Origin of the sequence: Mesorhizobium sp. KR9-304 (assembly GCF_040049215.1) — a bacterium.
Classification (GTDB): domain Bacteria; phylum Pseudomonadota; class Alphaproteobacteria; order Rhizobiales; family Rhizobiaceae; genus Mesorhizobium_K.
Window position 1 is genome coordinate 575,871 of sequence record NZ_JBDZDN010000002.1, and the last position, 23,408, is coordinate 599,278.

Consider the following 23,408-nt stretch of genomic DNA (forward strand, 5'->3'; position numbering starts at 1 on the left):
GGCGGGCGGTGACCGCCCGGCGTTTTGGTGCTGTCCGTTTGACGGGCACGCCTTGCTCTAGAATTGTGCATTGCAGCATATCTGCAACGCTTCCGACGCAAAATTCCGCGTGACAATTTGTCCGGCCTTAGGCTAGTGTGCCCCCATAAATGAGAGGGCGGAGCAAAATCTGCCCTCCTACGCGGTCAAAGTCTTGGGAGGATGCGATCTAGGCGCGGTTATTCGCTGCCGCCGGACACCGGAAACAGATCGGACGCGTTCAAATTGCAAGGCCTCGTGCCTTGCTTTTTTTTTGTGCAATCAAAAGTTTGCCGACAAAACTTGCTAAGTGGATGACGTAACGTCACTTCTGAAGTCGGGGGCAATTCTCGGTATGTCGTCAAGGCTGAGTCCCAGCCCTCTGGTCAGCAGGTAGAAGACCCCGAGAATGATCGCCGAAACGATGGTCGTGCGCACCACGGCGCGCAGCATGTGCGGGCCTCTCGGCGCGCTCGAAACGGTGCCGAGCGTGACCCCGTCTTCCTCGTCCTGCGTCTTCAACCCGAAGGGCAAAGTGGCGAAGAGGACGATCCACCAGAGGATGAAATATACAGCCGCGACGGAGACCCACGTCATGCTTGTTCGAGCTCGACCAAAGTGCCTGCAAAGTCCTTCGGGTGGAGGAAGAGAACCGGCTTGCCGTGGGCGCCGATCTTCGGCGTGCCGTCGCCGAGCACGCGCGCGCCTGACGCCTTGAGGCGGTCGCGCGCGGCGAGAATGTCATCCACCTCGTAGCAGATGTGATGCATGCCGCCGGCCGGGTTTTTTTCGAGGAAGCAGGCGATCGGCGAGCCCTCGCCCAGCGGCTCGAGAAGCTCGATTTTCGAGTTGCCGGTATCGATGAAAACGACGGTCACGCCATGCTCCGGCATCGCCTGCGGTGCGCTCACTTTGGCGCCGAGCGTGTCCCGATAAATAGCGCTCGCAGCAGCGAGGTCCGGTACCGCTATGGCGACATGGTTCAGGCGTCCAAGCATGGGATTCCGTGAGTAGTGAGTAGTGAGTAGTGAGTAGTGAGTAGTGAGTAGTGAGTACAACATAAGACCCCTAGCGGCTGTCTCCAACCGCTCAGTGCGCCCCATACCGTTCACTGATCACAACCTCACTACTCACTATCTCACCTCGTCACAAACACCGTCACCAGCGGCTTCTTGCCCCAGGCCTCGATTGCGGCGCCGCGAACGGCGCGGCGAACTGCCTCCTGCACGAGATCGAGATCCTTGCGGCGCTGGCGCGGGATGCTTTCGAACGCGCCGATCGCCGCGGTCAGCATCAGTTCTTCGAGAGCCTCGCCGCGCTGGTTCAGCTTGGCGACGCCGATCGCGACGATGTCGGGATCGCCGGCCATCGCGTATTTCTCGTCGAGCACCACGTTGACCGCCACATGACCGGCGAAGGAAAGCTTTCGGCGCTCGCGTATGCCGGTCGCCTCGTCGTCGCCGACCAGCCGCCCGTCCTTATAGATGCGGCCAAACGGCACCTTGTCCAGAATCTCGGCAGCGCCCGGCGCAAGGCGGATCATGTCGCCGTTGCGGACCTGCGCCACCTCAGGGATGCCCGACTGCGACATCAGCGCGCCTTGCGCCACCAGATGCGCCGCCTCGCCATGCACCGGAATGCCGATGCGCGGGCGCGTCCATTCGTACATCTTGCGCAGTTCGCTGCGGCGCGGATGGCCGGAGACATGCACCAGCGCCTCGCCGTCTTCGATGATCCTGATGCCCTGGTCGATGAGCTGGTTCTTGATTTCCAGGATCGCCTTTTCGTTGCCGGGAATGGTGCGCGACGAGAACACGACGATGTCGCCCGGTGAAAACGCCACCGTCTTCATCTCGTCGCGCGCCAGCTTGGCGAGAGCGGCCCGCGCCTCTCCCTGGCTGCCGGTGCAGATGATGACGAGGTTCTCGCGCGGGATGAAGCCGTAATCCTCCTCGGCGATGAACTCCGGAATACCTTCCATGTAGCCGAGTTCGCCGGCGACGCTGATCATGCGCTTGAGCGAACGGCCGAGCACAAGGACCTGCCGCCCGCAATCGCGCGCGGCCTCGGCGATCGAACGCACGCGTCCGACATTCGACGAGAAGGTGGTGACCGCGACGCGGCCCGGCGCTTTCTCGATGACGCCGCGCAGGCCTGCCCCCACCGCCTGCTCGGACGGCGACTCGCCTTCGCGCAGCGCATTGGTGGAATCGCAGATCAGCGCCAGCACGCCGGCGTCGCCCAGCGCCCGGAAACGCGCCTCGTCGGTCATCGGACCGATCTCGGGGGCGGGATCGAGCTTCCAGTCGCCGGTATGGATGACGGTGCCGAGCGGCGTGGTGATCGCAAGCGAGACGGGCTCGGGGATGGAATGGCTGACCGGTATGGCCTCGATCCTGAACGGACCGATCTCGAACGTGTCGCCGGCGCGGTAGATCGTCACCGGGATTTTCGGCGCGTTGTGCTCGCCCTGCCGCTTGGCCTCGAGCAGCCCGGCCGCGAAGGGCGTCATCCAGACCGGCGCCTTGAGCCGCGGCCACAATTCGTGCAGCGCGCCGTAGTGATCCTCATGGGCGTGCGTGATGACGATACCGCGCAGGTTCGCGACCTGCTCCTCGATGAAGCGGATGTCTGGGAGCACGAGATCGACGCCGGGCAGCGTCGCATCGGGAAAGGTCACGCCGACATCGACGACGATCCATTCGCGTTTGCTCGCCGGACCGAAGCCGTAGAGCGCGAAATTCATGCCAATCTCGCCGACGCCGCCGAGCGGCAGGAAGACGAGTTCCGGTCCGGAAGATTTTACCATTTAGGTTCCTTGCCCGCGCTCACGCGGCGCCTGCGGATGCGACCGCGCCGAAATGCACGTCGCCCGCCGCGATTTTCACAATACCGCTGTCCGCCCGGATGACGAAACGGCAATCCTCGTCGATGGTCTCGAACACGCCGCGCACGACGTTGCCGTCGACACGCACGGCGACTTCCGAGCCGAGCCCCGCGGCGCGCGACAGCCAGCGCTGCCTTATCCGCGTCAGTCCCGCGCCGCGATCCCATAGGCGGACATTCTCGTTCCAGGCATCCGAGAGCGCCAGAAACAGCGTCTCGGCATCACCGTTGAAACGGAGAGCTTTGAGCGAGGTTGCCGGATAGGGAACGTCCTCGGGATGCGTCACGACGTTTACGCCGATGCCGATCGCAAGCGCTACTCGGTCGCTGGGCAGCAGCGAGGATTCAAGCAGTATGCCGGCGAGCTTCGCCCCGTCGGCCAGCACATCGTTCGGCCATTTGAGCTCGAAACGGTCACCCCCTCTCCCCTGCCCGGCCGCGTCCGCCGCGATGGCAATGCGCCGGTCAGGCACGACGGCGTCGAGCGCGTCGGCAAGCGCCAGACCGGCGACGAAGCCGAGCGTCGCGGCGAGTTTCAGTTCGTAGGCTTCGACCAGAAGCAGCGTCGCGGCGAGGTTGCCTTCGGGCGTCGCCCAGGCGCGGCCGCGCCGGCCGCGCCCGCTTTCCTGCCGCTTCGAGACAACCCAGAGCTTTCCGGGATCGCCAGCCGATGCACGCTGAAGCGCGATCGCGTTGGTCGAGCCGACACTGTCATGCGCTTCGAGCCGGTAACCTTCCGCGATTGCCGTCGGAGCGAGCGAAAACGCCATCAGAAGAATGTCTTGGCGGCGGTTTCGGCGTAGCTGCTGACCGATCCGCCGATCCACGGCAGCACGTAGAACAGGATGAATGCGCCCGAGAGGCCGAGCACGAAGCGCAAGGCACCCGACATCGGCAGGAAGCCGCCGACCGGCTCGTCGAACCACATGATCTTGATGATGCGGAGATAATAGTATGCACCCACGACCGAGGCGAGCACGCCGATCACCGACAGGGCATAGAGCCCTGCGTTGATCGCGGCGAGGAAGACATACCACTTGGCCCAGAAACCGGCGAGCGGCGGAATGCCCGCCAGCGAGAACATCAGGATGGTGAGGATGGTGGCCATAACCGGATTGGTGGTGGAGAGGCCGGCAAGATCGCCGATCTCCTCGACGTTCCCCTCCTTGCGCCGCATAGCCAGGATGAAGGCGAAGGTGCCGAGCGTCATCACCAGATAGATCAGCATGTAGATCGCGACGCCGCGCACGCCGTCCTGGCTGTTGGCGGCCAAGCCCACCAGGGCGAAGCCGACATGGCCGATCGAGGAATAGGCCATCAGCCGCTTGATGTTCCTCTGCCCGATCGCAGCGAAGGCGCCCAGCGCCATCGAGGCGATGGAGATGAACACGATGATCTGCTGCCAGTCGACGGCAAGCGGCTCGAAAGCGCCCATCACGACGCGCACGATGAGTGCCATCGCTGCCATCTTGGGCGCGGCCGCGAAGAAGGCGGTGACCGGCGTCGGCGCGCCTTCATAGACGTCGGGCGTCCACATGTGGAACGGCACCGCGGAGATCTTGAAGCAGAGGCCGGCAAGAATGAAGACCAGCCCGAACACCACGCCGAGCTGCCGCTCGCCGCCGGCGAGCGTGGCGGCGATCTCAGCGAACCCGGTGTTGCCGGTGTAGCCGTAGACGAGGCTGATGCCGTAGAGCAGCATGCCCGACGACAGCGCACCGAGGACGAAATACTTCAGGCCGGCCTCGGTGGAGCGAAGGCTGTCGCGGTTGATAGCGGCGACCACGTAGAGCGCCAGCGACTGGAGCTCGAGGCCGAGATAGAGCGCGATCATGTCGTTGGCGGAGATCATCAAGAGCATGCCGAGCGTGGCGAGCAGCACCAGGACAGGGTATTCGAACTTGTCGAATTTCTGCTCCCTCGCAAAGCCGGTCGACATGACCAGAGTCAGCGCCGAGCCGACAAGCGTCAACAGCTTCATGAAGCGCGCGAAGGGATCGGAGACGAAGGCGTCGCCGAAGGCCCTCCCGTCCACGCCGGCAAACAGCATCCAGCCGCCGGCGGCAACGAGCAGCAGTACGGCCAGTGCGTTGACGAAGCCGTAGGCGCGTTCGCTGGAATAGACGCCGATCATCAAAAGCGCCATCGCGCCGACCGCGAGGATCAGCTCGGGCGTCAGCAGGGAGAGGCTGGAAGTCAGTTCCGGCGTCATGGTTGCGCCCTCAGTTCGCCGCCGCGACTGGCGCGGCGTCGAGAGAAATGGTGACTGTGTTGACGAGCGCCTCGACCGAGGTCGCGGTGGCATCGAGGATCGGCGCCGGATAGACGCCGAAGAAGATGACGAGCACGATCAGCGGGTAGAGGATGGCCTTCTCCCGCGGCGAAAGGTCGAGCAGGCCCTCCAGGCTTTCCTTGGTGAGAGCGCCGAAGATCACCTTGCGGTAGAGCCAGAGCGCGTAGCAGGCCGACAGGATGACCCCCGTGGTGGCGAACAGCGCCACCCAGGTGTTGACCCTGAAGACGCCGAGCAGGGTCAGGAACTCGCCGATGAAGCCGCTGGTGCCAGGCAGGCCGACATTGGCCATGGTGAAGACCATGAACGCCACGGCGTATTTCGGCATGTTGTTGACCAGCCCGCCATAGGCAGCGATCTCGCGCGTGTGCATGCGGTCGTAGATGACGCCGACGCACAGGAACAGCGCGCTGGAAACAAGGCCGTGCGACAGCATCTGGAAGATGGCGCCCTGGACGCCCTCCTGGTTCATCGCGAAGATGCCCATCGTCACGAAACCCATATGCGCTACGGACGAATACGCGATCAGCTTCTTCATGTCCTCCTGCATCAGCGCGACCAGCGATGTGTAGATGATCGCGACCACCGAGAGCGTGAAGATCAGCGGCGCGAAATCGGCCGACGCCAGCGGGAACATCGGCAGCGAGAAGCGCAGGAAGCCGTATCCGCCCATCTTCAGGAGGATGCCGGCCAGGATGACGGAGCCGGCGGTCGGCGCCTCGACGTGGGCGTCCGGCAGCCAGGTGTGCACCGGCCACATCGGCATCTTCACCGCGAAGGAGGCGAAGAAGGCGAGCCATAGCCAGGTCTGCATGTTGGCCGGGAAGTTGTGCGTCAGAAGCGTGGGTATGTCGGTGGTACCGGACTGGAACAACATCGCCATGATGGCAAGCAGCATCAGCACCGAGCCGAGCAGCGTGTAGAGGAAGAACTTGAACGAGGCGTAGACGCGCCGCTTGCCGCCCCAGACGCCGATGATGATGAACATCGGGATCAGGCCGCCTTCGAAGAAGACGTAGAAGAGCACGATGTCGAGCGCGCAGAACACGCCGATCATCAGCGTCTCGAGCAGCAGGAAGGAGATCATGTAGGCCTTCACGCGCTTCTCGATCGCTTCCCAGCTCGCCAGGATGCAGAGCGGCATCAGGAAGGTCGTCAGGATGACGAACAGCATCGAAATGCCGTCGACGCCCATGTGGTAGGAGATGCCTGAATCCAGCCAGTCGAACTTCTCGACCATCTGGAAGCCCGGCACGGAATTGTCGAAGTCGATCCAGATCAACAGCGAGATCACGAAGGTGGCGATCGTCGTCCACAGTGCGATGGCCCGGATATTGCGGCGCGCGTTCGGCCCCTCGTCCCGGATGAACAGGATCAGCAATATGCCGACCAGCGGCAGGAACGTGACCGTGGAAAGGATTGGCCAGTCGGTCATTGGGAACCCATGTAACGTGGATGCAGCATGGCTCTAATGGCTCCCGAACATCATCCAGGTGACGAGGGCGGCGACGCCGATCAGCATGGCGAATGCGTAGTGATAGAGGTATCCGGACTGCAGCTTGACCACGCGGTTGGTCACGTCGACCACCCGCGCCGACACGCCGTCAGGCCCGAGGCCGTCGATGATCGTGCCGTCGCCGGTTTTCCACAGGAAGGTGCCGAGCCGCTTGGCCGGCCTGACGAACAGGAAGTCGTAGAGCTCGTCGAAATACCACTTGTTGAGTAGGAACTGGTAGAGGAACCGGTGCTGCGCGGCGAGGTTCTTGGGCATATCCGGCGAGCGGATGTAGAACTGATACGCGACCAGGAAGCCGAGGATCATGGCGGCGAAAGGCGCGACCTTCACCCACAGCGGCACATCGTGGAAGGCGTGCAGCATGTGATTGTCCGGCAGGGTGAACAGCGATGCCTTCCAGAACGTCTCATAGTGCTCGCCGACGAAATAGCCCTCGAAGAGAACGCCTGCAAACAGCGCCCCGACGGCCAGGATGAACAGCGGCACCAGCATTACCGGCGGCGATTCGTGTACGTGGTGCATGACCTCGTGGCTGGCGCGCGGGCTGCCATGGAAAGTCATGAAGATCAGCCGCCATGAGTAGAAGCTGGTGAAGACCGCGGCGACGACCAGCGCCCAGAATGCGTAGAAGGCGACGGGATTGTGGGCTGCGAAGGCGCCCTCGATGATGGCGTCCTTAGAGAAGAAGCCGGCCGTGCCGATGACGGTCAGCGGAATGCCGACGCCGGTCAGGGCGAGTGTGCCGACGATCATCATCCAGTAGGTCTTGGGGATGAGTTTCCTGAGCCCGCCCATCTTGCGCATGTCCTGCTCGTCGGAGACGGCGTGGATGACCGAACCCGAACCGAGAAACAGCAGGGCCTTGAAGAAGGCATGCGTGAACAGGTGGAAGATCGCGGCGGAATAGAAGCCCAGGCCCAGCGCCACGAACATATAGCCGAGCTGCGAACAGGTCGAATAGGCGATGACGCGCTTGATGTCGTTTTGCACGAGGCCGACGGTCGCCGCGAAGAAGGCGGTGAGCGCGCCGATGCAGGTGACCACGATCAGCGCCGTGTGCGACAGTTCGAAGAGCGGCGAAAGCCGCGCCAGCATGAACACGCCGGCGGTGACCATCGTCGCGGCATGGATGAGCGCCGAAACCGGCGTCGGGCCTTCCATCGCGTCCGGCAGCCAGGTGTGCAGCGGCACCTGCGCCGACTTGCCCATCGCGCCCATGAAAAGCAGCAGACAGACGACCGTCAGCGCGGTCTGCTTGTCGAGATGGTAGCCCAGGAAGGTGAGCACAGCCTCGCCATGCGCGGCGGCGTCGGCGGCAGCGCCCTCGGCGCCGTGGCCGGCGGCCGGGAGATAGGTTGCGGCATTGGCGAAGATGGTGCCGAGGTTGACCGAGCCGAACAGCACGAAGACGCCGAAGATGCCGAGCGCGAAACCGAAGTCGCCGACGCGGTTGACGACGAAGGCCTTGATGGCGGCGGCGTTGGCGGACGGCTTCTTGTACCAGAAGCCGATCAGCAGGTAGGAGGCGAGACCCACTCCCTCCCAGCCGAAGAACATCTGCACGAGATTGTCTGACGTCACCAGCATGAGCATGGCGAAGGTGAACAGGCTGAGATAGGCGAAGAAGCGCGGCCGGTTCGGATCGTGGTGCATGTAGCCGATCGAATAGATATGCACGAGGCACGAGACGGTGTTGACGACGACCAGCATGACGACGGTCAGCGTATCGATGCGGAGCGCCCAGTCGGCCTGCAGGCTGCCGGATTCGATGAAGCGCAGCACCGGCACTGTGAACACCTCTCCGTCGCCCATCCCGACGCTGACGAACGCCACCCAGGACAGCACCGCTGCGACCACCATGAAGCCGGAGGTGATGTACTCCGACGCCTTGGCGCCGAGAGATCCGCCGAACAGGCCGACGATCAGGAAGCCGAGAAGCGGAAGGAAGACGATGGCTTGATACATGGCTGCGTCCGTCAACCCTTCATCATGTTGACGTCTTCGACCGCGATCGAGCCGCGGTTGCGGAAGAAGACGACGAGAATGGCAAGCCCGATTGCCGCTTCGGCGGCGGCGACCGTGAGCACGAACAGCGCGAAGACCTGCCCGACCAGATCGCCGAGCGCTGCCGAGAAGGCGACGAAATTGATGTTGACGGCAAGCAGGATGAGCTCGACCGACATCAGGATGACGATGACGTTCTTGCGGTTGAGGAAGATGCCGAACACGCCAAGCGTGAACAGGACCGCCGAGACTGTGAGGAAATGTCCGATATCGACCGTCATCGTCAGATGCCCCTGCCCGTCTCGACCTTCTTGATCTCCATCGCTGTGGCGGGCGTACGCTCCACCTGCGCCGAGATATCCTGCCGCTTGACGCCCGGCTTGTGACGGAGCGTCAGCACGATGGCGCCGATCATGGCGACGAGCAGCACCAGGCCCGCGATCTGGAAGTAGTGGATGTAGTCCGTATAGAGAATGTCGCCGAGCGCCGCCGTGTTGTGCCGGGTGGCGATCGGCGGCGTCGGCTGGGCGACCGTGCCGGCAAGCTTTGGCGCGAACGCATAGCCGCCCGTCACGATGATCAGTTCGGCGGCGAGGATCAATCCGACGATGGCGCCGATGGGGGCATATTGCAGCGCGCCGCTCTTCAACTCGGCGAAGTCGACATCGAGCATCATCACGACGAAGAGGAACAGCACCGCGACCGCGCCGACATAGACGACAAGCAGGATCATCGCCAGGAACTCGGCGCCGGTGAGCAGGAACAGGCCGGCGGCATTGACGAAGGTCAGGATCAGGAACAGCACGGAATGCACGGGATTGCGCGCGGAGATGACCATGAAGGCCGATCCGACCGCGACAAAGGCGAAGAGGTAGAAAAATACCGCTTCAATTCCGTTGAGCATGGGTAGTCCCCGTTTAACGTCCCGGTCTCGCGTCCGCCTCGGTTTTCACCCCGGGCGCGAAGCCGCCTGTGCCTTAGACGAGCCTGACCGGCGCGTCCATGCTTGTCCCTGTCCTTCTCCCCTGAAGGAGAAACCGCCTCTCCCCGGCGACGGGGAGAGCCAAAGCCATCAACGATACGGCGCGTCGAGTTCCATGTTGCGCGCGATTTCCCGCTCCCACCGGTCGCCATTGGCCAGCAGCTTGTCCTTGTCGTAGTAGAGTTCCTCGCGCGTTTCCGTCGCGAACTCGAAATTCGGCCCCTCGACGATGGCGTCGACCGGGCAGGCTTCCTGGCAGAAGCCGCAATAGATGCACTTCACCATGTCGATGTCGTAGCGCACCGTGCGGCGGGTGCCGTCGTTGCGGCGCGGCCCGGCCTCGATGGTGATCGCCTGCGCCGGACAAATCGCCTCGCAGAGCTTGCAGGCGATGCAGCGCTCCTCGCCGTTCGGATAGCGGCGCAGAGCATGTTCGCCCCGGAAACGCGGCGAGAGCGGTCCCTTCTCATGCGGATAGTTCACCGTCTCCTTTGGTGAAACGAACTGTCGCATCGACAGGAAGAAGGCACCGACGAAATCTTTGAGTAGCAGCGACTTGGCAGCCTGGGCTAGCGCTGACATGGCTATTCTCCAATGACATACGGGCCGGCGAACCAGCCCACGATCGGCAGCAGCACGAACTGGCTGAGGCCGGTGATGTTCAGAACGCGCTTGGTATCGTCCAGATCGACGCGCGAGGCGAGCAGCCGCAGCAGCGCGAAATCGATCGCCGCGATCGCAACGCCAGCCAGTGCGCCGATGCCGCTCGCACCCATCACGCAAATCCCGTGATCTTGAGGAAGGCGGCGGTGGCGACGACCATGAACAGCGACAGCGGCAGGAACACCTTCCAGCCGAGGCGCATGAGTTGGTCGTAGCGGTAGCGCGGCACGAAGGCCTTCACCATCGCGAACATGAAGAAGACGAAGCAGAGCTTCAGCACGAACCAGATGACGCCAGGCACCCAGGTGAAGGGCGCGAAGTCGAAGGGCGGCAGCCAGCCGCCGAGGAACAGGATCGTCGTCAGCGCGCACATCAGCACGATCGCGACGTATTCGCCGAGGAAGAAGAGCAGGAACGGCGTCGAGGAATATTCGACCATGTGGCCGGCCACCAGCTCCGACTCCGCCTCGACGAGGTCGAAGGGCGGGCGGTTCGTCTCGGCGAGCGCCGAGATGAAGAACACGATGAACATCGGGAACAGCGCCAGCCAGTGCCAGTCCAGCAGCGTGTTGGGCAGGCCGAGGCGCGTGCCGAGCCCATCGCGCTGCGACAGCACGATATCTGTGAGGTTGAGCGAACCGACGCAGAGCAGCACGCAGACGATGACGAAACCGATCGAGACCTCGTAGGACACCATCTGCGCCGCGGAGCGCAGCGCGCCGAGGAACGGGTATTTCGAGTTCGACGCCCAGCCGCCCATGATCACGCCATAGACCTCGAGCGAGGAGATGGCGAAGACGTAGAGGATGCCGACATTGATCGAGGCGATCGCCCAGCCTTCGCTGACAGGGATGACCGCCCAAGCCGAGATGGCGAGCACGGCCGACACCAGCGGCGCGAGCAGGAACACGCCCTTGTTGGCGCCGGACGGGATGATCGGCTCCTTGAACACGAACTTCAGCAGGTCGGCGAACGCCTGGAGCGTGCCCCACGGGCCGACGACGTTCGGCCCCCGGCGAAGCTGCACGGCGGCCCAGATCTTGCGGTCGGCGTAAAGAAGGTAGGCGACGCCGATCAGAAGGACGACGATCATCACCACCGACTTCAACAGGATGATCAGGACCGGCAGGACATAATTCAAGAAGAAGTCTTCCATCGCTATTCCGCCGCCTGCTTGAAACCGTTTTTCGCCAGCGCCGAGCACTCGGCCATGACGCCCGACGCGCGCGCGATCGGGTTGGTGAGATAGAAATCCTTCACCGGCGAGGTGAAGACGCCCTTGTTGAGCTTGCCGCCAAGACGCGCGACCCTGGCAAGGTCGGCGGCATTGCCCGGCGCGATCTCGTCGATGCGGGAAAGATGCGGATAGTCGCCGTAGAGCTGCCGGCGCAGTGCCGCCAGCGAATCGAAGGGCAGCTTCTTGCCGAGAACGTCCGACAGGGCGCGCAGGATGGCCCAGTCTTCTTTGGCCTCGCCAGGCGCGAAACCCGCGCGGCTGGTCTGCTGCACGCGGCCTTCGGTATTGACATAGGTGCCCGACTTCTCGGTGTAGGCGGCCCCCGGCAGGATCACGTTGGCGCGGTGCGCCCCGGCATCGCCATGCGTGCCGATATAGACGACGAACGCGCCGCCGGTGGCGGTCATGTCGATCTCGTCGGCGCCGAGCAAGAAGAGGACTTCGATCTCGCCGAGCATGGCCGCGGCGTCCTTGCCGCCCTTGCCCGGCACGAAGCCGACGTCGAGCCCGCCAACGCGGGCGGCCGCCGTGTGCAGCACGGAGAAGCCGTTCCAGTCGTCGCGGACGGCGTTGATCGCCTGGGCGAGCTTTGCCGCCTGGCCGAGAATTGCCGCGCCGTCAGAACGGGAGATCGCGCCCTGCCCGACAATGATCAGCGGATGCGTCGCCGCCTTCAGCGTCTCGAAGAAGCTGCCCGAGCCGTCGGCCAGCGACTTCAGCGTCTCCGGGCCGGCGCCGAGTTGCTCGTAGTCGTAGCGGGTGTCACCGATCTCGCCGATCACGCCGACCGGCAGATTGCCCTGCTTCCAGCGCTTGCGGATGCGGGCGTTGAGAACCGATGCCTCGAAGCGCGGATTAGCGCCGATGATCAGCACCGCGTCGGCCTGTTCGATGCCTTCGATGGTAGTGTTGAAGATATAGCTCGCGCGCCCGAGCGCCGGATCGAGCGCCGCGCCGTCTTGGCGGCAGTCGATATTCTCGGAGCCCAGCGACTGCATGAGAAGCTTCAGCGCGTACATCTCCTCGACGGTCGCCAGATCGCCTGATATCGCGCCGAGCCGGTCCGGCGCGGCCTTGGCCACGGCCTTCTTGATCGCGTCGAAGGCTTCGGACCAGCTCGCCGGGACGAGTTTTTCGCCCTTGCGGACATAGGGCCGATCGAGCCGCTGCGAGCGCAACCCGTCCCAGATGAACCGCGTCTTGTCGGAGATCCACTCCTCATTCACCTGGTCGTTGATGCGCGGCATGATGCGCATCACCTCGCGGCCTCTGGAGTCGACGCGGATCGCCGAGCCGACCGCGTCCATCACGTCGATCGATTCGGTCTTGGTCAGTTCCCATGGCCGCGCCGTGAAGGCGAAGGGTTTCGAGGTCAGCGCGCCGACCGGGCAGAGGTCGATGACATTGCCCTGCAGTTCCGAGGTCATCGCCTGTTCGAGATATGTGGTGATCTCGGCGTCCTCGCCGCGCCCGATCAGGCCAAGCTCGGAGATGCCGGCGACTTCCGTGGTGAAGCGGACGCACCGCGTGCAATGGATGCAGCGGTTCATGATCGTCTTGACGAGCGGGCCGATGTACTTGTCCTCGACCGCGCGCTTGTTTTCCTTGTAGCGCGAGGAGTCGACGCCGAAGGCCATCGCCTGATCCTGCAGGTCGCATTCGCCGCCCTGGTCGCAGATTGGGCAGTCGAGCGGATGGTTGATCAGCAGGAACTCCATCACGCCTTCGCGGGCCTTCTTGACCATCGGCGTGTTGGTGAACATTTCGGGGACTTCGCCGTTCGGGCCGGGGCGCAGGTCGCGAACGCCCATGGCGCAGGATGCGGTCGGCTTGGGCGGTCCGCCCTTGACCTCGACCAGGCACATGCGGCAGTTGCCGGCGATCGACAGCCGCTCGTGGAAGCAGAAGCGCGGCACTTCCGCGCCCGCCTCCTCCGCCGCCTGCAGCAGCGTGTAGTGGTCGGGTACCTCGATCTCTTTCCCGTCGACCTTCAGCTTAGCCATTCCACATTCTTTCCAATCAGGCGCAACGCGCCTGCTGCCAAAGCTTCACTTGCGGCAGATGCGACCAGCCGAAGGCGAAATCGCTGTCGCCCTTGGCGCGCAAATGCGCGAGCCGCTCAGTGCCTTCCTCGACACTGGGCATATGCCCATCGTCAACCCACCACATGACGAGATGCTGATCCGCCATCAGCGAGAACCACTCGGCCCGCCGTCGGTAAACCTGCTTGTGCACGGTATTCCAAACGAAGTGCTCAAGGCTCTCGGCATCGCGCCAGACGCTCATGTTGACGATCATCATCGGGTCGGCATCGACCTGGATTTCGATGGCGTTGCCGCCATCGTCCTGCAGCCGCCAGACAAAACCGTCGCTGCGATCCGCCAAAGCGTTGACGCGGTCGAGATTTGCGGCGAAGTCGGCCACCCGCGGATCATCGAACGGGTATTTGAGGCGCGCGACGTTGAGCTGGGCGAGGTTCATGCCTTTCGCTTGCCCCCTCCCGGCTTGGCGGCAAGCTTCGCCGCCTGTGCGATCCAGTCGTCGCGACCAATGCGTCCCTTGAACGACAGGTAATCGTCGACCCAGGCGATCTCTTCTTTCGTCCACTCGGCAATCTGCGCGTAGGTCCAGACGCCGAGCCCGTTCAGCACCGTCTCAAGCTTCGGGCCGATGCCGGAAATGGCCTTGAGGTCGTCGACCTTCTTCGGCTTCGCCATCGACTTCGGCTGGCGGAAATCCTCCGGCAGCAGGCCTGCGGAGGCATCGGCGACCGCCGGGATCACCGGTGAAGGCTTGGTGGCCGCACCTGCGCCATCGACGGCCACGCCTGCGATTTCAAGCGCGGTCGACTGCGCATCCTCGATCAAGGTTTTTGTCGCCGACCTGGCTTTGGTAGCGGGCGAGCGCGGCTTGGATTCGAAAGACCTGATGTCGCCGGCGAACTCGCCATGGACCGGGGAAAACAGGCGCTGCGACGACTCGACCATCGCCGAGACCGTGCCCAGCCACAGGCCGAAACCCTGGCTCGCAAGCCCGATGCCGACGGCGGACGCAGCCGCTGCGCCGGCGAAAGGGTGGACGAAAAGATTGACGGCGCTCGCCATCTGGGGCGGGAGCATTGCCGTCATCTCGTCCGTCATCGCTTCGAACTTCTTCATGTCAGCCATCAGTTCCTCAGGCAGGGAAAACATCGACATTGGCCTTGTCTCCAGTCTGTTTCCGTCTGCCCGCCTTCGCCGTTTCCAATCCCGGACCTTCGGCCCGCATGCTTCGATCGTCTACTCTGCCGCCACCAGCACCGGCTCGGCCCGGTGCGCGTTGCGCGAGAACTCGTCGATGCGGCGCTCCACCTCGCCGCGGAAATGCCGCATCAGCCCCTGGATCGGCCAGGCCGCCGCGTCGCCCAGCGCGCAGATCGTGTGACCCTCGATCTGCTTGGTGACGTCGAGCAGCATGTCGATCTCGCGCTTCTGCGCCTCGCCGCGCACCAGCCGCTCCATGACGCGCCACATCCAGCCCGTACCTTCGCGGCAGGGCGTGCACTGGCCGCAGCTCTCGTGCTTGTAGAAATAGGAGAGCCGCGCGATCGCCTTCACGATATCGGTGGACTTGTCCATGACGATGACGGCCGCCGTGCCGAGACCCGACTTCAGGTCGCGCAGCGCGTCGAAATCCATCGGCGCGTCGAGGATCTGCTCGGCCGGCACCAGCGGCACGGAGGCGCCGCCCGGGATGACGGCAAGCAGATTGTCCCAGCCGCCGCGGATGCCCCCGCAATGCGTCTCGATCAGCTCGCGGAACGGGGTCGACATCGCCTCTTCGACGGTGCACGGGTTGTTGACGTGGCCGGAGATGCAGAAAAGCTTGGTGCCGACATTGTTGGGCCGGCCGAAGGACGAGAACCATGATGCGCCGCGGCGCAGTATGGTCGGCGACACGGCGATGGACTCGACGTTGTTCACCGTGGTCGGGCAGCCATAAAGGCCGACATTGGCCGGGAACGGCGGCTTCAGGCGCGGCTGGCCCTTCTTGCCCTCCAGGCTTTCGAGCAGCGCGGTCTCTTCGCCGCAGATATAGGCGCCGGCGCCGTGGTGCACGATGATCTCGAAGTCGTAGCCGTTGATGTTGTCCTTGCCGATCAGCCGCGCCTCGTAGGCCTCGTCGACCGCGCGCTGCAGCGCCTCGCGCTCCCTGATGAACTCGCCGCGCACATAGATATAGGCCGCGACCGCGCCCATCGCGAAACCGGCGATCAGGCATCCCTCGACCAGCGTATGCGGGTCGTGACGCAGGATGTCGCGGTCCTTGCAGGTGCCGGGCTCGGATTCATCCGCATTGACGACGAGGTAGGACGGACGCCCGTCGCTCTGCTTGGGCATGAACGACCATTTCAGGCCGGTCGGGAAGCCGGCGCCGCCGCGGCCGCGCAGGCCCGACGCCTTCATCTCGTTGACGATCCAGTCGCGGCCCTTGTCGATCAGGCCCTTGGTGTTGTCCCAGTGCCCGCGCGACATCGCGCCGGCGAGCGACTTGTCGAACATCCCGTAGATGTTGTTGAAGATGCGGTCCTTGTCCTGAAGCATTCTCTCGTCCTCAGACCGGCTTCTTGCCGAAAACGCGGATGTATTCGTCGACGCCGCCGCGCGCCAGCGCGTCGGCCTGCCTGACCCAGTCGTCGCGCTCGAGGCGGCCCTTGAAGTTGAGGTAGCTGTCGACCCACTCCCGGTGGTCGTCCTCCCAGACGGCGATCTGTGCGAAGGTGTAGATGCCGAGCGAATGCAGAATACCTTCGATCTTCGGGCCGACGCCGGAGATCAGCTTGAGATCGTCCACGGAGGCGGGCTTCTCGATGCCGGCTGGCCGCTTCGGATCGTCGAGCGAGGGCTTTTCGACCGTCGTGCGTGACGTGCGCTGCTTCGCGACGCCCTCGACGGCAGGCTCGGCCTTGTTGGCTGCAACAGCGTCGAAAGCCGGCGCCGGGGCGCTCGCTGCTTTCTCGGCCTCGGGGCTGACCTTTTCCGGCGACGGCGACTTCAGCGCGGGATTTGTTTCTGCAGCCGCGGTCTGCGGCTTGGCGGCGTTGGACGGCGGGAGCGTATCGGCAGCCGGGCTGGCTGCTGGTTCCTCACGCGCAGCCGCCCGCATTTCCTTTTCGCGCGTCGTCTTGAGGATGCCCTCCTCGCTCTTCAGCGAGGTCAGTCCCGACTGCGGCGCCGACACCGTGCGACCGTTCTGCGGCCCCACCGGCACGGCAGGACCTTTGCCGACCGCGAACTGCTCGATGATCTCTTCCAGCCGCTCCGGCGTCAGATCCTCGTAGGTGTCCTTGAAGATCATCACCATCGGCGCGTTGACGCAGGCGCCGAGGCATTCGACCTCTTCCCAGGACATCATACCGCGCGCATTGGGGTGGAACTGCTCGGGGTGGATCTTCTTTCGGCAGACATCCATCAGCGCTTCGGCGCCGCGCAGCATGCAGGGCGTGGTGCCGCACACCTGGACATGGGCGCGCCGCCCGACCGGCTTCAGTTGGAACTGCGTGTAGAAGGTCGCGACTTCCAGCGCGCGGATATAGGGCATATCAAGCATGTCGGCGATCGCCTCGATCGCCGGCTTGGTCAGCCAGCCTTCCTGCTCCTGCGCGCGCATCATCAGCAGGATAACGGCGGACTGCTGGCGTCCCTTGGGATATTTCTGGATCGTCTGCTGCGCCCATTCGCGGTTCGCGCGGCTGAACGCGAAGCTCGGTGGCTGCTCGGAAGCGTCTGCTAAGCGGCGAACTGACATTTTTAGCGGTCAACCTCACCAAACACGATGTCGAGGGAGCCAAGCACGGCGGCGACGTCGGCCAGCATGTGGCCGCGGCAGAGGAAATCCATCGCCTGAAGATGGGCGAAACCGGGCGCGCGCAGCTTGCAACGGTATGGCTTGTTGGTGCCGTCCGAGACGAGATAGACGCCGAACTCGCCCTTCGGCGCCTCGACGGCGGCATAAACCTCACCGGCCGGCACGTGGTAACCTTCCGTGTAGAGCTTGAAGTGATGGATCAGCGCTTCCATCGAGCGCTTCATCGCGGCGCGGTTCGGCGGCACGACCTTGCCGTCCAGGTTCGAAACCGGTCCGACCTTGTCCTTGCCGAGCAGCCGTTCGATGCACTGGCGCATGATCTTGGCCGACTGGCGCATCTCCTCCATGCGGATCAGGTAGCGGTCGAAGCAGTCGCCGTTCTTGCCGATCGGGATGTCGAATTCCATCTCCGGATAGCATTCGTAGGGCTGCGACTTGCGCAAATCCCAAGCTGCGCCCGAGCCGCGCACCATGACGCCCGAAAAACCCCAGGCCCAGGCGTCGTCCAGCGAGACGACGCCGATGTCGACGTTGCGCTGCTTGAAGATGCGGTTGGGGGTCAGGAGATTGTCGAGGTCGTCGAGCGTCTTCAGGAACGGATCGATCCAGCGGCCGATGTCTTCGATCACCTGGTCGGGAATGTCCTGGTGCACGCCTCCAGGCCGGAAATAGGCCGCGTGCATGCGCGAGCCGCTGATGCGCTCGTAGAACACCATCAGCTTCTCGCGGTCGACGAAGCCCCAGAGCGGCGGCGTCAGCGCGCCTACGTCCATCGCCTGCGTGGTGACATTGAGAATGTGGCTCATGATGCGGCCGATCTCGCAGCACAGCACGCGGATGAGCTGACCACGGATCGGCACGTCGATGCCGAGCAGACGTTCCACGGCGAGCGCGAACGCGTGCTCCTGATTCATCGGGGCGCAATAGTCGAGGCGGTCGAAATAGGGGATCGCCTGCATGTAGGTCTTGGCTTCGATCAGCTTCTCGGTGCCGCGGTGCAGCAGCCCGATGTGCGGATCGACGCGGTCGACAACCTCGCCGTCCAGTTCAAGCACGAGCCGCAGCACGCCATGCGCGGCCGGATGCTGCGGCCCGAAGTTGATGTTGAAGTTGCGAACCGACGTCTCGGCCATGTCGCGCCTCAGTTCGTCTTGGCTTTTTCATCGCCCGGCAACACGTATTCCGTGCCTTCCCAGGGAGACAAAAAGTCGAAGTTGCGGAATTCCTGCTTGAGTTCGACCGGCTCGTAGACGACGCGCTTGACCTCGTCGTCGTAGCGCACCTCGACGAAGCCGGTGAGCGGAAAATCCTTCCTGAGCGGATGGCCGTCGAAGCCGTAGTCGGTGAGCAGGCGACGCAGGTCCGGGTGACCGGAGAACAGCACGCCGTAGAGATCGTAGGTTTCGCGCTCGAACCAATCGGCGCCCGGGTAGACCCCGGTGATAGACGGCACTGGCGTATCCTCGTCGGTCATCACCTTGACGCGGATGCGTAGGTTCTTGCGCGGCGACAGGAGATGATAGTTCACGTCGAAGCGTTTCGCTCGCGTCAGATAATCCGCGCCCGACACGTCGATGAACGAGATGAACTGGCAGGCCGGATCGTCGCGCAGGAAAGTCACGACGGAGACGATATCCTCCGGCGCGACCGTGACTGTCAGCTCGCCATAGGCGATCTCCGCCTTGGCGATCCTGTCGCCGAACCTGCCGGCGAGATGGTCGGAAAGTGCTTGAAGCGCTTCGCTCATGGTTTACCGCTCGATCGTGCCGGTGCGGCGAATCTTCTTCTGCAGGAGAAGAAGGCCGTACAGCAGCGCTTCCGCCGTGGGCGGGCAGCCGGGCACGTAGATATCCACCGGCACGATGCGGTCGCAGCCGCGCACCACCGCATAGGAATAGTGATAGTACCCGCCGCCATTGGCACAGGAGCCCATCGAGATGACGTAGCGCGGCTCCGGCATCTGGTCGTAGACCTTGCGCAGCGCGGGCGCCATCTTGTTGGTCAGAGTGCCGGCGACGATCATCACGTCCGACTGGCGCGGCGACGCCCGGGGCGCGATGCCGAAACGCTCGGAATCGTAGCGCGGCATGGCCGAATGGATCATCTCGACCGCGCAGCAGGCGAGACCGAACGTCATGTACATCAACGAGCCGGTGCGCGCCCAGGTGATCAGCGCCTCGGACGACGTCACGAGAAAGCCCTTGTCGGAGAGTTCCTCGTTGATGGCGCCGAAGAACGGATCATCCGCACCGACCGGCTTGCCGGTCGACGGGTCGATGATACCCTTGGGCTTGGGCGCGACGAGCGTCCCCGTCGGGGCCACGGTGGGGCTCAATCCCATTCCAGCGCTCCCTTCTTCCATTCGTAGATGAAGCCGATGGTGAGCACGGCCAGGAACACCATCATCGACCAGAAGCCGAGCATGCCGATCTCGCCGAACGACACCGCCCACGGGAAGAGGAAGGCCACTTCGAGGTCGAAGATGATGAACAGGATCGACACCAGGTAGAAACGGACGTCGAACTTCATGCGCGCGTCATCGAAGGAGTTGAAGCCGCACTCGTAGGCCGAAAGCTTTTCGGGATCGGGATTGCGGTAGGCGACGAGGAAGGGCGCGACAATCAGGGCGACGCCGACAATCAGGGCGACGCCGATAAAGATGACAACGGGCAGGTAGGAGCCCAGGAGTTCGCTCATTGCCGCAGGTCCGTGGGTACGATCCAGTTTCGTTTACAGCACGGGACCCGATTGAGGAAGCGCGACAGACTGTACGCTGAACCGTTTCAGGGTTCATGCTGCAACGCGGCGAGGGTTAGCGCAGCAGTCCCCTTGAAGCAAGACCAACCTTGACCGAAACCGGGCACTTCAGGCGTTTCTCGCGCCCATGAATTCCTTCGTGTTTTACTCCACTTTATGCTCCTGACAGTCTTTGCCGCAAAAGCCTGTTAGGATCGTTGGGAAATCGCGATTCCAACCGAACATGCCGCCGCTTTCACCAGATCACTTTTCCGGACCGCCTGCCGCATGAGGGAGAAACTCTCGCTTGCCGCTGCGCGGCGGATCGCGCTTGCCGCGCAAGGCTTCGCCGATCCGCGCCCGTCTGGCCCTATCGATCGCCGCCATCTGAATCGCGTGCTTGCACGCCTTGGCCTGCTGCAGATCGATTCGGTGAGCGCGGTCGTGCGGGCGCACTACATGCCGCTCTTCTCGCGGCTCGGCCCCTATCCGATGTCGCTGCTCGATGACGCCGCGTTACCGAAGAAGCGGCGTTTGTTCGAGTACTGGGCGCACGAGGCATCCTTCCTGCCGCTGGAGACCTGGCCCCTGATGCAGTGGCGCATGGAGCGTGCCCGCGCCAATGACGAGAGCGAAATCTACAAGGGCCTCGCGCGCTGGGCGGGAGAAAACAAGCGGCTGATCGACGCGATCTACGACGAAGTGGCGTCGCGTGGCCCCACGGCCGCCTCCGACATAGACGGCGCCAAGGGCAAGGGCGGCTGGTGGGGCTGGAGCGACGAGAAACACGCCTTCGAATGGCTGTTCTGGGCCGGCCGCATCACCACCCATTCGCGCCGCGGCTTCGAGCGGCTCTACGATCTGCCGAAGCGGGTCATCCCGCCAGACATCTTCAACGCGCCTGCCCCGAGACCCGAAGACGCGCATCGCGAGTTGCTGCGCATGTCGGCGCGCGCGCTCGGCATCGCCACCTATGGCGACCTGCGCGACTATTTCCGGCTGTCGCCGGACGACGTGAAGGCCAGGCTGGAGGAACTTGTCGAAGCGGGCGAGTTGCTTCCGGTAGCAGTCGAGGGCTGGAAACAGCCGGCCTATCTGCATGCGGGCGCCCGCATGCCGCGCAAGGTCCATGCCCGCGCTCTTCTCGCGCCATTCGATCCGCTGGTCTTCGAGCGCTCGCGCGCCGAACGCCTGTTCGGCTTCCGCTACCGCATCGAGATCTACACGCCGGCCGAAAAGCGGCAATACGGGTACTATGTGCTGCCGTTCCTGCTCGGCGACACGGTCGTGGCGCGCGCCGACGTCAAGGCCGACCGCCCGGCCGGCGTGCTGCGCGTGCTCGCCACCTATGCCGAGCCTGGCGCGCCCGCCGAGACGGCTGACGAACTGCTGGAGGAATTCCGGCTCATGCAGTCATGGCTAGGGCTGGAGCGGATGGAGGTCGTGCCGAAGGGCGACCTCGGACCGGCGCTGGCGGCGCTGGCTGAACGGGCGAAGTCGTAGCGGCACGTTGACTCCCCACGTCGCACAAGCCTAAATCCTGAGTTGACGGTCTCCTTCCCGCAACGGAAGGGGCTAAGAGGGAATGCGGTGCGGGCCAAAAGCCCAACTCCGCGGCTGTCCCCGCAACTGTAAGCGACGAGCCCGAGCCGAAAGCCACTGGACAAGTCCGGGAAGGCGGCAAGGGCTAGGACCCGCAAGCCAGGAGACCTGCCGTCAAAAGACTGATCCGACCGCCCGGCGGGTGTCCCGGGCAAGGAGCCGTGCTTTGAAGGCCGACGACATTTCCCCCGAAGGGGCTGCAAGCATTGCGCCCGCCGATCTGTCGGCCGTGACGGTCGTCGTCTGCGCCACATGCCGCGACGTATCAGGCTCCGACGCCCACCCGCGCCCCGGCGCGATCCTCGCCGCCAATACCAAAACCGCAGCCAAAGGCGAGGTCCGGGTCGCGACCGTCGAATGCCTCGGCAACTGCAAGCGCCGCCTCTCCGCCGCGATCCTGCGCGAAAACTGCTGGAGCTACGTGTTCGGCGATTTGTCGACGACAAGCGGCGCTGACCTCATCGCCGGCGCAAAACTTTTCGCCGGCTCGACCGACGGGCTGATCCCCTGGCGCGGCCGGCCCGACAGCCTCAAGCGCGGCCTCGTCGCCCGCATTCCTCCCCTCGGCACCATCAAGGATATCGCATGACCGCATCGCTCGCCCGCGTTCCCTGCACCGTCGTCACCGGCTTCCTCGGCGCCGGCAAGACGACGCTGATCCGCCATCTGCTCGAAAACGCCAAGGGCAAGCGGCTCGCGCTGATCGTCAACGAATTCGGCGACGTCGGCGTCGACGGCGAAATCCTGCGTAGTTGCGGCGTCGAATCCTGCCCCGAGGAAAACATCGTCGAACTCGCCAATGGCTGCATATGCTGCACCGTCGCCGACGATTTCGTGCCGGCGCTCGATCAGATCTTGTCGCGCACGCCAAAGGTCGACCACATCATCATCGAAACCTCCGGGCTGGCGCTGCCCAAGCCGCTGGTGCAGGCGTTCCAGTGGCCGTCGGTGAAGAGCCGCGTGACGGTCGACGGCGTGATTGCGGTGGTCGACGGCGCGGCGCTCGCTGCCGGCAGGGTCGCGTCCGACCTCGAAGCGCTGGCCGCGCAGCGCGCCGGGGACGATTCGCTCGATCACGACGATCCCGTGGAAGAGGTGTTCGAGGACCAGGTCGCCTGCGCCGACCTCATCATCCTCTCCAAGAGCGACCTGATCGACGCGGCGGGCGCGGCGCGCGCCAACGCCGCGATCGGCGAGCATGTTTCCCGCGCGGTAAAGATCGTGCCGACCGCGAACGGCAAGGTCGACGCGTCGCTGCTGCTCGGCCTCGACCTCGCCGTCGAGGACGACATCGAGAACCGCAAGAGCCATCACGACGGCATGGGCGACCACGAACACGACGACTTCGACAGCTTCGTCATCGACATTCCCGCGATCGCCAATCCCGACGATCTCGCCATTCGCGTCGCAGCGGCGGCCGAAGAAGAGAACGTGCTGCGCGTGAAGGGTTTCGTCGAGGTCTGCGGCAAGCCGATGCGGCTGCTCGTCCAGGCGGTCGGCCCGCGCGTCAACCACTACTACGACCGCGCCTGGACGGCCGGGGACGACCGCCGCTCGCGGCTGGTGGTGATCGGCCTGAAAGGGCTGAACCGCCAGGCGATCGAGAATATCCTGGTCGGCTGAG

At 64.1% G+C, this 23,408-nt stretch carries 24 protein-coding genes and 1 riboswitch; of the genes, 3 read left to right on the forward strand and 21 right to left on the reverse strand.

The features are described 5' to 3' along the window. Window positions 1–324: 324 nt before the first annotated feature. The 21 genes from ABLE71_RS15075 to ABLE71_RS15175 all read right to left on the reverse strand — a co-directional run bounded on the left by ABLE71_RS15075 (window position 325) and on the right by ABLE71_RS15175 (window position 20,143). On the reverse strand, window positions 325–615 hold the full coding sequence (locus ABLE71_RS15075; RefSeq protein ID WP_348784246.1) for a DUF1467 family protein: 291 nt from the start codon (window positions 613–615) through the stop codon (window positions 325–327). Further along, complete coding sequence (gene mce / locus ABLE71_RS15080; RefSeq protein WP_348784247.1) at window positions 612–1,016, reverse strand: methylmalonyl-CoA epimerase; 405 nt, start codon at window positions 1,014–1,016, stop codon at window positions 612–614. Before mce ends, ABLE71_RS15075 begins: the two co-directional genes overlap by 4 nt. Window positions 1,017–1,156: 140 nt before the next feature. Continuing rightward, window positions 1,157–2,827 (reverse strand): ribonuclease J, encoded by a 1,671-nt coding sequence (locus ABLE71_RS15085; protein WP_348784248.1) that lies wholly within the window; start codon window positions 2,825–2,827, stop codon window positions 1,157–1,159. Window positions 2,828–2,846: 19 nt separating this feature from the next. Continuing rightward, window positions 2,847–3,674: a biotin--[acetyl-CoA-carboxylase] ligase gene (locus tag ABLE71_RS15090; protein ID WP_348784249.1), complete on the reverse strand. Its 828-nt coding sequence runs from the start codon at window positions 3,672–3,674 to the stop codon at window positions 2,847–2,849. Then, window positions 3,674–5,116, reverse strand: coding sequence for an NADH-quinone oxidoreductase subunit NuoN (nuoN, locus tag ABLE71_RS15095; RefSeq protein ID WP_348784250.1), 1,443 nt, complete (start codon window positions 5,114–5,116; stop codon window positions 3,674–3,676). Before nuoN ends, ABLE71_RS15090 begins: the two co-directional genes overlap by 1 nt. Window positions 5,117–5,126: 10 nt before the next feature. Beyond that, window positions 5,127–6,632, reverse strand: a complete 1,506-nt coding sequence (locus ABLE71_RS15100; protein ID WP_348784251.1) for an NADH-quinone oxidoreductase subunit M — start codon at window positions 6,630–6,632, stop codon at window positions 5,127–5,129. Between the two features lie 33 nt (window positions 6,633–6,665). Next, window positions 6,666–8,678, reverse strand: coding sequence for an NADH-quinone oxidoreductase subunit L (gene nuoL / locus ABLE71_RS15105; protein ID WP_348784252.1), 2,013 nt, complete (start codon window positions 8,676–8,678; stop codon window positions 6,666–6,668). A gap of 11 nt (window positions 8,679–8,689) precedes the next feature. After that, window positions 8,690–8,998 (reverse strand): NADH-quinone oxidoreductase subunit NuoK, encoded by a 309-nt coding sequence (gene nuoK, locus ABLE71_RS15110; protein WP_348784253.1) that lies wholly within the window; start codon window positions 8,996–8,998, stop codon window positions 8,690–8,692. 2 nt (window positions 8,999–9,000) lie between these two features. Continuing rightward, entirely contained in the window at window positions 9,001–9,621 is a 621-nt protein-coding gene (locus ABLE71_RS15115) for an NADH-quinone oxidoreductase subunit J (RefSeq protein WP_348784254.1), read from the reverse strand. A 168-nt stretch (window positions 9,622–9,789) separates the two neighbouring features. Then, window positions 9,790–10,281: an NADH-quinone oxidoreductase subunit NuoI gene (nuoI, locus tag ABLE71_RS15120; protein WP_348784255.1), complete on the reverse strand. Its 492-nt coding sequence runs from the start codon at window positions 10,279–10,281 to the stop codon at window positions 9,790–9,792. A 2-nt stretch (window positions 10,282–10,283) separates the two neighbouring features. After that, window positions 10,284–10,475, reverse strand: a complete 192-nt coding sequence (locus tag ABLE71_RS15125; protein ID WP_348784256.1) for a hypothetical protein — start codon at window positions 10,473–10,475, stop codon at window positions 10,284–10,286. After that, the gene (nuoH, locus tag ABLE71_RS15130) at window positions 10,475–11,518 is read right to left on the reverse strand and encodes an NADH-quinone oxidoreductase subunit NuoH (protein ID WP_348784257.1); all 1,044 of its coding nucleotides are present in this window, start codon (window positions 11,516–11,518) and stop codon (window positions 10,475–10,477) included. Before nuoH ends, ABLE71_RS15125 begins: the two co-directional genes overlap by 1 nt. 2 nt (window positions 11,519–11,520) lie before the next feature. After that, a complete protein-coding gene (nuoG, locus tag ABLE71_RS15135; protein ID WP_348784258.1) occupies window positions 11,521–13,602 on the reverse strand; it encodes an NADH-quinone oxidoreductase subunit NuoG in 2,082 nt (693 codons plus the stop codon). Window positions 13,603–13,618: 16 nt separating this feature from the next. After that, window positions 13,619–14,080: a DUF3291 domain-containing protein gene (locus tag ABLE71_RS15140; protein ID WP_348784259.1), complete on the reverse strand. Its 462-nt coding sequence runs from the start codon at window positions 14,078–14,080 to the stop codon at window positions 13,619–13,621. Next, window positions 14,077–14,796: an NADH-ubiquinone dehydrogenase gene (locus ABLE71_RS15145; protein WP_348784260.1), complete on the reverse strand. Its 720-nt coding sequence runs from the start codon at window positions 14,794–14,796 to the stop codon at window positions 14,077–14,079. Before ABLE71_RS15145 ends, ABLE71_RS15140 begins: the two co-directional genes overlap by 4 nt. Before the next feature lie 81 nt (window positions 14,797–14,877). Continuing rightward, on the reverse strand, window positions 14,878–16,182 hold the full coding sequence (nuoF, locus tag ABLE71_RS15150; RefSeq protein ID WP_348784261.1) for an NADH-quinone oxidoreductase subunit NuoF: 1,305 nt from the start codon (window positions 16,180–16,182) through the stop codon (window positions 14,878–14,880). A gap of 10 nt (window positions 16,183–16,192) precedes the next feature. After that, on the reverse strand, window positions 16,193–17,386 hold the full coding sequence (locus ABLE71_RS15155) for an NADH-quinone oxidoreductase subunit E (protein WP_348784262.1): 1,194 nt from the start codon (window positions 17,384–17,386) through the stop codon (window positions 16,193–16,195). A gap of 2 nt (window positions 17,387–17,388) precedes the next feature. Next, window positions 17,389–18,579, reverse strand: a complete 1,191-nt coding sequence (locus ABLE71_RS15160; RefSeq protein WP_348784263.1) for an NADH-quinone oxidoreductase subunit D — start codon at window positions 18,577–18,579, stop codon at window positions 17,389–17,391. An 8-nt stretch (window positions 18,580–18,587) separates the two neighbouring features. Continuing rightward, window positions 18,588–19,193 carry an NADH-quinone oxidoreductase subunit C gene (locus ABLE71_RS15165; protein ID WP_348784264.1) on the reverse strand — a complete coding sequence of 202 codons (606 nt, stop codon included), beginning with the start codon at window positions 19,191–19,193 and terminating at the stop codon, window positions 18,588–18,590. A gap of 3 nt (window positions 19,194–19,196) precedes the next feature. After that, the gene (locus tag ABLE71_RS15170) at window positions 19,197–19,787 is read right to left on the reverse strand and encodes an NADH-quinone oxidoreductase subunit B family protein (protein WP_348784265.1); all 591 of its coding nucleotides are present in this window, start codon (window positions 19,785–19,787) and stop codon (window positions 19,197–19,199) included. Continuing rightward, a complete protein-coding gene (locus tag ABLE71_RS15175) occupies window positions 19,778–20,143 on the reverse strand; it encodes an NADH-quinone oxidoreductase subunit A (RefSeq protein ID WP_348784266.1) in 366 nt (121 codons plus the stop codon). Before ABLE71_RS15175 ends, ABLE71_RS15170 begins: the two co-directional genes overlap by 10 nt. Window positions 20,144–20,470: 327 nt before the next feature. Between ABLE71_RS15175 and ABLE71_RS15180 the strand changes: the two genes are divergently transcribed. The 3 genes from ABLE71_RS15180 (at window position 20,471) to cobW (ending at window position 23,407) form a co-directional block, all read left to right on the forward strand. Continuing rightward, window positions 20,471–21,685: a winged helix-turn-helix domain-containing protein gene (locus tag ABLE71_RS15180; protein WP_348784267.1), complete on the forward strand. Its 1,215-nt coding sequence runs from the start codon at window positions 20,471–20,473 to the stop codon at window positions 21,683–21,685. A gap of 29 nt (window positions 21,686–21,714) precedes the next feature. Further along, window positions 21,715–21,915, forward strand: a riboswitch (cobalamin riboswitch). A gap of 35 nt (window positions 21,916–21,950) precedes the next feature. Then, complete coding sequence (locus ABLE71_RS15185; RefSeq protein ID WP_348784268.1) at window positions 21,951–22,373, forward strand: DUF1636 family protein; 423 nt, start codon at window positions 21,951–21,953, stop codon at window positions 22,371–22,373. Continuing rightward, on the forward strand, window positions 22,370–23,407 hold the full coding sequence (gene cobW / locus ABLE71_RS15190; protein WP_348784269.1) for a cobalamin biosynthesis protein CobW: 1,038 nt from the start codon (window positions 22,370–22,372) through the stop codon (window positions 23,405–23,407). Before ABLE71_RS15185 ends, cobW begins: the two co-directional genes overlap by 4 nt. Window position 23,408 lies beyond the last annotated feature (1 nt).